Source organism: Curtobacterium flaccumfaciens, from assembly GCF_051548005.1.
In the GTDB taxonomy this organism is placed as follows: Bacteria; Actinomycetota; Actinomycetes; order Actinomycetales; family Microbacteriaceae; genus Curtobacterium.
The window spans coordinates 1-9,394 of sequence record NZ_JBPUGH010000136.1 but is presented as its reverse complement, the minus strand read 5'-3'; the positions used below and the strand labels follow the sequence as shown (position 1 = coordinate 9,394).

The 9,394-nt window shown below is 71.6% G+C and carries 8 protein-coding genes; 5 read left to right on the top strand and 3 right to left on the bottom strand.

Features of this window, described 5'->3' with window-relative positions:
• The 3 genes from ACSW7Y_RS13930 to ACSW7Y_RS13920 form a co-directional block, all read right to left on the bottom strand.
• On the bottom strand, positions 1 to 855 hold an 855-nt coding region (locus ACSW7Y_RS13930; protein WP_438126848.1), incomplete at its 3' end, for a hypothetical protein.
• A 7-nt stretch (positions 856 to 862) separates the two neighbouring features.
• Positions 863 to 1,726, bottom strand: coding sequence for a glucose-1-phosphate thymidylyltransferase RfbA (rfbA, locus tag ACSW7Y_RS13925; RefSeq protein ID WP_438126847.1), 864 nt, complete (start codon positions 1,724 to 1,726; stop codon positions 863 to 865).
• Positions 1,727 to 1,745: 19 nt separating this feature from the next.
• On the bottom strand, positions 1,746 to 2,354 hold the full coding sequence (locus ACSW7Y_RS13920) for a dTDP-4-dehydrorhamnose 3,5-epimerase family protein (RefSeq protein WP_438126846.1): 609 nt from the start codon (positions 2,352 to 2,354) through the stop codon (positions 1,746 to 1,748).
• Positions 2,355 to 2,523: 169 nt separating this feature from the next.
• Between ACSW7Y_RS13920 and ACSW7Y_RS13915 the strand changes: the two genes are divergently transcribed.
• From ACSW7Y_RS13915 to ACSW7Y_RS13895, 5 genes are read left to right on the top strand one after another with little or no spacing between them, the layout of a single operon-like run.
• Positions 2,524 to 3,465, top strand: a complete 942-nt coding sequence (locus tag ACSW7Y_RS13915; protein WP_438126845.1) for a glycosyltransferase — start codon at positions 2,524 to 2,526, stop codon at positions 3,463 to 3,465.
• Positions 3,466 to 3,469: 4 nt separating this feature from the next.
• Positions 3,470 to 6,385 (top strand): hypothetical protein, encoded by a 2,916-nt coding sequence (locus tag ACSW7Y_RS13910; RefSeq protein WP_438126844.1) that lies wholly within the window; start codon positions 3,470 to 3,472, stop codon positions 6,383 to 6,385.
• Positions 6,386 to 6,433: 48 nt separating this feature from the next.
• Complete coding sequence (rfbB, locus tag ACSW7Y_RS13905) at positions 6,434 to 7,420, top strand: dTDP-glucose 4,6-dehydratase (protein WP_438126843.1); 987 nt, start codon at positions 6,434 to 6,436, stop codon at positions 7,418 to 7,420.
• Between the two features lie 13 nt (positions 7,421 to 7,433).
• A complete protein-coding gene (gene rfbD / locus ACSW7Y_RS13900) occupies positions 7,434 to 8,285 on the top strand; it encodes a dTDP-4-dehydrorhamnose reductase (RefSeq protein ID WP_438126842.1) in 852 nt (283 codons plus the stop codon).
• Positions 8,282 to 9,220, top strand: a complete 939-nt coding sequence (locus ACSW7Y_RS13895; RefSeq protein ID WP_438126841.1) for an NAD-dependent epimerase/dehydratase family protein — start codon at positions 8,282 to 8,284, stop codon at positions 9,218 to 9,220. The genes rfbD and ACSW7Y_RS13895 overlap by 4 nt, the downstream gene beginning before the upstream one ends.
• The last annotated feature ends 174 nt before the right edge of the window (positions 9,221 to 9,394 follow it).

Below are 9,394 nucleotides of genomic sequence, written 5' to 3'. Positions count from 1 at the left end.
GCCGTCGACCGCGCGGTCCCGCCAGGCAGCGACCGCGTCGACGCTCGCTGCGTCCACGGTGCGTCCCGCCTCGACGCTGCGTTCGAGGCCCCAGACCAGTCCGACGTCCCGGCCCGTCCGGTCCGCGACCGCACGTGTCCACGACGACAGCGTGGTGCGTTCGTCCGGGAGGCACGGTGCCGGTACCAGCGCCGCTGCCGGCATCGCCAGCGCCGGTTGGTCCGCCGCGAAGACCGTCTGCACCGGTCCGTCCGCGGCTCGCACGGACCGGACCACCGGCCCGAGCCCGTCCGGGCCGGGCACGATCGAGGCGGAGTCGTCGCTCCACGGCAGGGCACCGGGGCGGAGGAGCCGGGCTCCGTGGCGCGCAGATCCGTCGGACAGCCAGACACGGGCCTGCACGACGCCGTGCCACCCCGCCTCGGCCAGCACCTGCAGGTCCTGGTCCGTCACACCGACGGTCGAGTCCACCACCACCAGGACGCGGCGGACCCCGCCGGCGACCCCGGCGTTCACGGCCGAGCCGATGCCGTCGACCGCGTCCGGCCGGACCCACGGGACACCGCGCGGCGACGGCACCACCGGCGAAGCATCCGCGACGTAGGCCACGGCCCGCACGTCCGCCTCGGGACCGAAGGCGGTCCGGGCAGCGACGACCATCGCCGGCACGCGGTCGTGGCGGTCAGAGCGGCTCACGAGGAGCACGGTGACGCCGTCCGGCCGGACCGGCACCGGGCCGTCGAAGCCGGCCACGCGCACCGGGCGGGCGGACGCGGCGGACGCGCCACGGGCCTCCCGGCCGGCGTCGGGAACGACCCCGTCGTCGTCGCGACGCTTCCGGCGGAAGAGGCCCACGGGCGGATCAGGCGTCGAGCAGGCGCTGCAGGTACACGCCGTACCCGCCCTTCACGAGCGGCGCGGCGAGCTCGGCGAGCTGCGCGTCGTCGATCCAGCCGTTGCGCCAGGCGATCTCCTCGATGCACCCGATCTTGAAGCCCTGCCGGTCCTCGATGACCTTGACGTACTCGGACGCCTGCATCATCGACTCGAACGTGCCGGTGTCGAGCCACGCCGTGCCACGGTCGAGGACCTGGACGCCGAGTTCGCCGGCGTCGAGGTAGCGCTCGTTGACGGTCGAGATCTCGAGTTCGCCGCGCGCGCTCGGCTCGATCGTCTTCGCGATCTCGATCACCTTGTTGTCGTAGAAGTAGAGGCCGGGGACGGCGTAGTTCGACTTCGGCTCGGTCGGCTTCTCCTCGATGGACACCGCGGTGAAGTCGTCGTCGAACTCCACGACGCCGTACGCCTTCGGGTCGGCCACGTGGTACGCGAAGATCGTCGCGCCCTGCACGTCGGTGTTCTTGCGGAGGTTCGTGCCGAGGCCGGTGCCGTGGAAGATGTTGTCGCCGAGGACCAGCGCGACGCTGTCGTCGCCGATGAAGTCCTCGCCGATCACGAACGCCTGGGCGAGGCCGTCCGGGCTGGGCTGGACCGCGTACTGGATGTCCATGCCGAGTGCCGAACCGTCGCCGAGCAGCGCCTTGAACTGCTCGTTGTACTCCGGCGTCGTGATGACGAGGACCTCGCGGATACCGGCCATCATGAGCGTCGACAGCGGGTAGTACACCATCGGCTTGTCGTAGATCGGCATGAGCTGCTTGCTGATGCCCTTGGTGATCGGCCAGAGGCGGGTGCCGGAACCCCCGGCGAGGATTATGCCCTTCACGGGTGCGTCCTTTGCTTCGTTACTTCGTCGTGCGGAGGGACTCGGTGTACGCGACGCACTCCTCGTACGTCGGCAGGAGTCCCTGTTCGGCGGCCTGCTCGAGCGTCAGCGCACTCGTGTCCTTCTCGGAGAGGACCGGCTCGCCGAGGCCCTCGGGCAGTTCGAGCCCGACGGTCGGGTCGAGGATGGTGATCCCCTTCTCACGCTCCGGGTCGTAGTGCGCGCTGACGAGGTAGTTCACGGTCGACCGGTCCTCGAGTGCGACGATCGCGTGGCCCAGCCCCTCGGACAGGTACACGGCCTTGCGGTCGACGTCGTCGATGCGCACCGAGTCCCACTGCCCGTACGTCGGCGACCCGACGCGGATGTCGACGATGTAGTCGATGAACGCCCCACGGACGGCCGTGACGTACTTCGCCTGGCTCGGCGGGACGAGGGCGTAGTGGATGCCGCGGGCGACGCCGGCCGACGAGACCGACATGTTCACCTGGCGGAGGTCGAGGCGGTGGCCGACGGTCTCCTCCAGCACGTCGGCGCGGTACGCCTCGAGGAACGCTCCTCGTGCGTCGCCGTGCTGGACGGGCGTGAACTCCCACGCGCCGGGGATCTTCAGTTCGCGGATCTGCACCGGAGCAGACTAGCAAGGCGGACCTGCCCGCTCGCCGCGCCGCTCGGAGCGCCGCGTTCCCGGCCGGACGCGGGATTCGCATAGGCTGTCATGGTTCCGTGCCAGGGGGCGTGCGCGCCGCTCGCCCCGGCGCGCGCTGCGAACCCCGAAACGAGACCGAGCGAGCCCTGTGAAGCTATTCGTCCAGATCCCCTGCCTCAACGAGGAGAACACCCTCGCCAGCGTCATCGACTCGATCCCGACGCAGATCGACGGCATCGACGAGATCGAGATCCTGGTCATCGACGACGGGTCGACGGACCGCACCGTCGAGGTCGCCAAGGAGCACGGCGTCAAGCACTTCGTGCACCACACCACGAACATGGGCCTCGCGCGCTCGTTCCGGGACGGGGTCGACTACGCGCTCCTCCACGGCGCCGACATCGTCGTGAACACCGACGGCGACAACCAGTACCCGCAGGCCCACATCGCCGAGCTGGTGCAGCCGATCCTCCGGAAGGAAGCGGAGATCGTCATCGGCGACCGCCAGACCCGGACGATCGAGCACTTCTCCGGCTTCAAGAAGCTCATGCAGCGCTTCGGCTCGTGGGTGGCCTCGCGTGCAGCCGGGCTCGACCTGCCCGACGCGGCCAGCGGCTTCCGCGCGTACTCGAAGTACTCGCTGATCCGCCTGAACATCGTCACGCGGTTCAGCTACTGCATGGAGACCATCGTGCAGGCCGGCTACAAGCGGCTCGCGATCGCGTCCGTGCCGATCACGACGAACCCGAAGACGCGCGAGTCCCGCCTCTTCAAGAACATCTTCCAGCACATGTTCCAGTCCGGGTCGGCGATCGCCCGGGTGTACCTCATGTACCGCCCGATGGCGCTGTTCGCCTGGGTCGCCGCGATCCTCGGCGTCCTCGGCGCCTGGCCGCTGATCCGCTACCTGGTGCTGCTCGCCATGCACACCGGCGGGAACCACCTGCAGTCGATCATCCTCGGCGTGGTGCTCCTCATCACGGCGGTCCTCGCGGTGGTGATCGGCGTCGTCGCCGACCTCACGCGGTTGAACCGGACGCTGGCGGAGGAGCAGCTCGACCTGCAGAAGCTGCAGCGGTACGGTGACTGACCGCGTGCCGGCACTCGATCGCCGGAGCCGGTTCGCGCTCTGGATCCGCCGACCCGGTAGCTGGGTCGAGATCGTCGCGTGGGGCGGACTCGTCGCGTTCGTGGTGCTGACCATCGGTCCGGCGCTCGTCGGCCACGGGACCTTCCTCAACACGGCCCTGCTCGCCCGCAACACCCCGTGGAACGAGGCGCTGCGCACGACGGCGAACTCCACGAACATCCTCAACAGCGACACGATCGACACCGTCGCGCCGCAGACCGCACTGCTCGTCCGTCTGGCCCACGAGGGGGTCTTCGGCGCCTGGAACCCCTACGTCGCGGGCGGTGCCGAGCTCGGCGGCGTCCCGGACTCCGGCGCCTGGTCCCCGCTCTCGCTCCCCTGGTGGATCCTCCCGCTCTCGTACGCGCCCGGCGCGGTCAAGCTCCTCGAGATCGTCGCCGTGACGGTCGGCATGTCGCTGCTCCTCCGCCGGTGGGGCGTCCCGCGCGCCGGCTGGCCGATCGCCTCGCTCGTGTACGCCTCGTGCGGGTTCATGGTCGCGTGGTCGAACTGGCCGCAGACCCGGGTCGCAGCCTTCATCCCGCTGCTCCTCTGGGCCGTGGACCGGGCAGCGGTCGAGCTGCGGGCCCGCGACGTCATCACGGTCGCACTGCCGCTCGCGGCGATGCTGCTCGGGGGCTTCCCGGCCATCGTCGGTTACGGCCTGTTCATCGGCGGCCTGTTCTTCGTCGCCCGCACGATCGTCGCGCACCGCCGACTCGTGCCGGTCCTCGTCAGCGCGGCGATCGCCGTCGGCGGGATCGTCCTCGGCCTCGTGCTGTCCGCGTGGCAGGTCGTCCCGTTCGCGGTGAACGCCGCCAACCTCGTCGACTTCAGCGGGCGTGGGCAGAGCGGCCCGAACGGACTCGGCACGCCGCCCCTCGTCAGCGCGTGGGTGCCGGACATCTCGTTCATCCAGAGCACCGGCGCCGCGTGGGGCATCCGCAACCCGGTCGAGGAGTACTCGTACATCGGCATCGCCGCCGTCGTGCTCGTCGCCGCCGCCGTCCTGATCCGGCCCGCTGTACGGTCCCGGCTGCCGCTCCCCGCCGACGCCGACCCGTCCGAGCGCTCCCACGCCGCGCTCGTCCGACGCCGGCAGCACGGGGTCGTCCCGATCGTCGCCGCGATCCTCGCCCTCTGCATCGTCATCGTCTACCTCGGCGGCCCGGTGCTCTCCGCGACCCGCGAGCTGCCCGTCTTCGACACCAACCCCATCGGCCGCGCGCGGATCATGGTTCTGGTCCTCGCCGCCGTCCTGGCCGGCGTCGGCTTCGGTCGCCTCGTCGAGCCCGAACACCTCCGCGACGAACTCGTCCGGTTCCGGGCCGCGACCCCGCTGCGCCGGACGGGCCGTCTGCTCGCCGTCGTCGTCGTGCTCTTCCTCGCGGTGGGCGTCGGACTCCAGACCTCGTCCGCGATCACGAAGATCACCGAGCAGTACGTCCACCGCACGAAGCTCGAGATCCTGCTGGTCGGCGTCCTCGGCCTCGTCACGGTCGTCCTCGTCCTGGCCGTGTGGTCGCTCCGCTCGCGCGTCGTCGCCGTCGTGGGGGGCATCGGCGTCGTCCTGCTGGTCGCCGCGCCCGCGGTCGTCGTCACGCAGCCCTGGTGGCCGATCGCCTCGACGTCGACGTTCTACCCCACGACGCCGGCGATCGACTACCTCGAGCAGCACGTCTCCGACCAGGACCGCTACGCCACGACCGGCAGTGCGATGCTCCCGGGGTCGTCCTCGTACTACGAGATCCGCGAGACCACGGGGCACGCCTTCCAGACGTCCGAGTGGAAGACGCTCATGCGCGCGGTCGACCCGGGCACGTACCCGACCGCGACGTACCTGACGTTCGACCCGAACCTCATGCCGAAACTCGGCAGGTCGGGCATCCTCGACCGCCTCAGCACGAAGTACCTCGTGGCCGACCCGTCCGCGCCCCTCGTCGGCACGGCCGAGCCCGGGGCGTCCCGCACGACCTGGACCGACCTCACGGCGGAGCGGTCCTCCGTCGAGTCGGCGAGCCACACCGGCCCCGTGACGGGCGTGACCTTCACCGGCCCGCCCGCGGTCACCACCGCGCCGGACGGGATGACCATGACGGTCGCCGTGGTCGCGGACGGCTCGGGGAAGACGCTCACGTCGACGACGAGCTGGGTCCCCGCGCTCGGCGGTCCCCGGAACGTCGCGCTCGCGGGTGCCGACATCCCCGGCGGGACGTCGTGGCACGTGCGCATCACCGTCACCGGGCAGGAGTCGGTCGTCCCGATCGGCACGGACGACGAGCACCGGGCCGTGATGAGCATCGTCCGGCCCGACGCCTCCGACGACGTCACGATCGTCCACACCGGCGACGCGACGATCTACGAGCGCTCGGGCGCGCTGCCCCGGGTCCGCTGGGCCTCTGGCCAAGTCGTCGAGCGCACGGGCACCGAGCGCGTGCGGACCCTCGCCGACCAGTCGCTCCCCGACTCCACCGTCGTGCTGAGCCGTCCGACCGACCACACGCCGGACGCGGGCAGCACCGCGAAGATCGAGCTCCTGCCGAGCGACGTCGACGAGACCCGAGCGTCCGTCGACGCGACCGGCGCGGGCTGGGTCGTCGTCGCCGACTCGCTCCAGCGCCCGGGGTGGACCGCCACCGTCGACGGCCGTCCGACCGACCTCGTGGCGGCGGACAGCGCGGGCGGCGCCGTGTGGGTCCCCGCCGGCGAGCACACGGTCGAGCTCCGGTACCACGTGCCGGGCGCCACGACCGGGTACCTCCTGACCGGCGCGGGTGTCGTGCTCGCGGTGCTCACCTGCGTCGTCGTGACCGTCCTCGGTCGGCGTCGACGCACCCGCGGCGAGCGTCCCCGGGGCCGGGCCGCCGCGACCGCACCCTAGAATCGTCTCCGATCAACCGTCACCGACTCCGCAAAGGAACCAGCACACGTGAAGATCCTCGTCACCGGCGGCGCCGGCTTCATCGGCTCGAACTTCGTCCGACGCACCCTCCAGGACGCCTACCCGGGCCTCGAGGGCGCCGAGGTCGTCGTCTACGACGCCCTGACGTACTCGGGCAACCTCGAGAACCTCGCGCCGGTCGCCGACTCGCCGCGGTACTCGTTCGTCCAGGGCGACATCCGCGACGCCGCCAAGCTCGACGAGGTCGTCCCGGGCATCGACGCGATCGTGCACTTCGCCGCCGAGTCCCACGTCGACCGGTCCGTCCGTGACTCCGGCATCTTCGTCGAGACGAACGTCGTCGGTACCCAGCGGCTCCTCGACGCCGCCCTCCGCCACGGCACCGAGCGCTTCGTGCACGTCTCCACCGACGAGGTCTACGGCTCGATCAGCGAGGGTTCGTGGGCCGAGGACCGCCCGCTCGAGCCGAACTCGCCGTACTCGGCGTCGAAGGCCGGCAGCGACCTGCTCGCCCGCAGCTACCACCGCACGCACGGACTGAACCTCTCCATCACGCGCTGCTCGAACAACTACGGGCCGTACCACTTCCCCGAGAAGGTCATCCCGCTGTTCGTCACGAACCTCATCGACGACCAGCACGTCCCGCTGTACGGCGAGGGCAACAACGTCCGCGACTGGCTGCACGTCGACGACCACACGCGTGGCATCGCGCTCGTCCTCACGAAGGGCCGCGCGGGCGAGATCTACAACATCGGCGGCGGCACCGAACTGACGAACAAGGAGCTCACGCAGCTCCTGCTCGACGCCACGGGCAAGGACTGGTCGTACGTCGACCGCGTCGCGGACCGGCTCGGCCACGACCTCCGCTACTCGGTCGACATCTCGAAGATCCAGGCCGAGCTCGGCTACGAGCCGCTCGTGCCGTTCGAGCAGGGCCTCGCGGACGTCGTGCAGTGGTACCGCGACAACCGCTCGTGGTGGGAGCCCCTCAAGGAGCGCGCGGCCCTCGCCTGAGGCGCGCGACACCATGACCCGCTTCCTCATCACCGGTGCCGCCGGCATGCTCGGACAGGACCTCCAGCAGGCCCTGTCCGGGCGTGACGTCACCGCACTCGGCCGCGCCGACCTCGACATCACCGACCCGGACGCGGTCGACGCGGCGGTCGCCGGCCACGACGTCGTCGTGAACTCGGCGGCGTACACCAGGGTCGACGACGCCGAGACGCACGAGGACGACGCGTACGCCGTCAACGCGACGGGGCCGAAGCTCCTCGCCGAGGCCGCGGTCCGACACGGTGCCAAGCTCGTCACGATCTCGACGGACTACGTCTTCGACGGCCACGGCACCGCGCCGTACGCGGAAGACGCGCCGACGGACCCGATCAACGCGTACGGCCGGACGAAGGCCGCGGGCGAGGCGTTCGTGCGCGACATCGCCCCGGACTCGTCGTACGTGCTCCGCACCGCGTGGATCTACGGCGCGCACGGCCCGAACTTCGCGGCGACCATGCTGCGGCTCGCTGCGACGCACGACACCGTGACCGTCGTCACGGACCAGGTCGGACAGCCCACCTGGACCGCCGACCTCGCCGCGCGCATCCTCGCCCTCGTCGACGCGGACGCGCCGGCCGGCACGTACCACGCGACGAACTCGGGCCAGGGCTCCTGGTACGACTTCACCCGCGCGATCTTCGCCGAGAACGGACTCGACCCGGAGCGCGTGCTGCCGACGGACAGCACCGCGTTCGTGCGTCCGGCGGCACGGCCGGCGTACAGCGTCCTCGGCCACGACGGCTGGTCCCGTGCCGGCCTCGAGCCCATGCGCGACTGGCGCGAGGCACTGCACGCCGCCACGACGGCCGGCGTGTTCTCGGCGTGAGCGACGTGGTCTCCCCCGCTCCGCCGACGCTCGTCGTCGGCGCCGGTGGCTTCCTCGGCCGTGCGGTGACCCGCGCGACGCGGGCCACCGGCGCCGAGGTGGTCGCCGCGGCAGTCCCGTGGTCGGACCCCGACGCAGCGGTGTCCGCCCTCGTCGACGCGGTCCGGTCAGTCCGTCGGGTCGACGGCCCGTGGCGCATCCTGTGGTGCGCCGGCACCGGCGTCGTCGCGACCGGTGCGGACGTCTTCGCCGCCGAGCAGGACATCCTCGCGCGCGTCCTCGCGACGACCGTGGACGACCCGGCGGCACCCGGCAGCCTGTTCTTCGCCTCGTCCGCCGGCGCCGTGTACGCCGGGTGCCGGAACGCTCCGTTCTCCGAGGACACCGAGCCCGCACCCCTCGCACCGTACGGTCGCGCGAAGCTCGCCGTCGAGCAGCAGTTCCGCGACTGGGCGACGACGACCGGGACCCGGTTGCTCGTCGGCCGCATCTCGAACCTCTACGGGCCCGGAGCGAACCTCGGCAAGGCCCAGGGGCTCGTCTCCCAGCTCGCGCTCGCCCACCTCGAGGGTCGGCCGTCGTCGATCTACGTGCCGATGACGACGACGCGCGACTACCTCTACATCGACGACGCGGCCGCGATGGTGCTCGACGCGCTCGACCTCGTCGACACCCACGCGCCCGGCACCGCGACGACGAAGATCCTCGCGTCGGGACAGCCGGCGACGATCGCCGAGGTCGTGGCGACCGTGCAGGACGCCGTCGGTGAACCGATCGACGTCCGGGACGGGGCGGACCCGTCGGCGACGTTCCAGGGCCTCGACCTGCGGTTCCGCTCGACCGTGCTGCCCTCGGTCGACGACCGCGCCTTCCTGCCGTTCGACACGGGCGTCGCCCGGACGGTCGACTCCCTCCGCGCCGCGCACCGCGTCTGACCGCACGGGCGAGCCCGACCGGGCGCGCGCCCTGCGGGCACCGGCCTGGAGGCGCGACCCGCGTCGTCGACGCGCTGCGTGCCTCCTAGCCGGGTCGGGTTGTGAGGCCGCGTCGGGTGGCGACGCCGGGTCGAGTAGCGACCCCGCGTCGAGCGGCGACGCCGCGTCGAGCGG

What these genes read in the sequence shown, in the direction of transcription:
- rfbD (WP_438126842.1), top strand. Translation starts at nt 7,434, where the DNA reads ATGACCCGCTTCCTCATCACCGGTGCCGCCGGCATGCTCGGACAGGAC.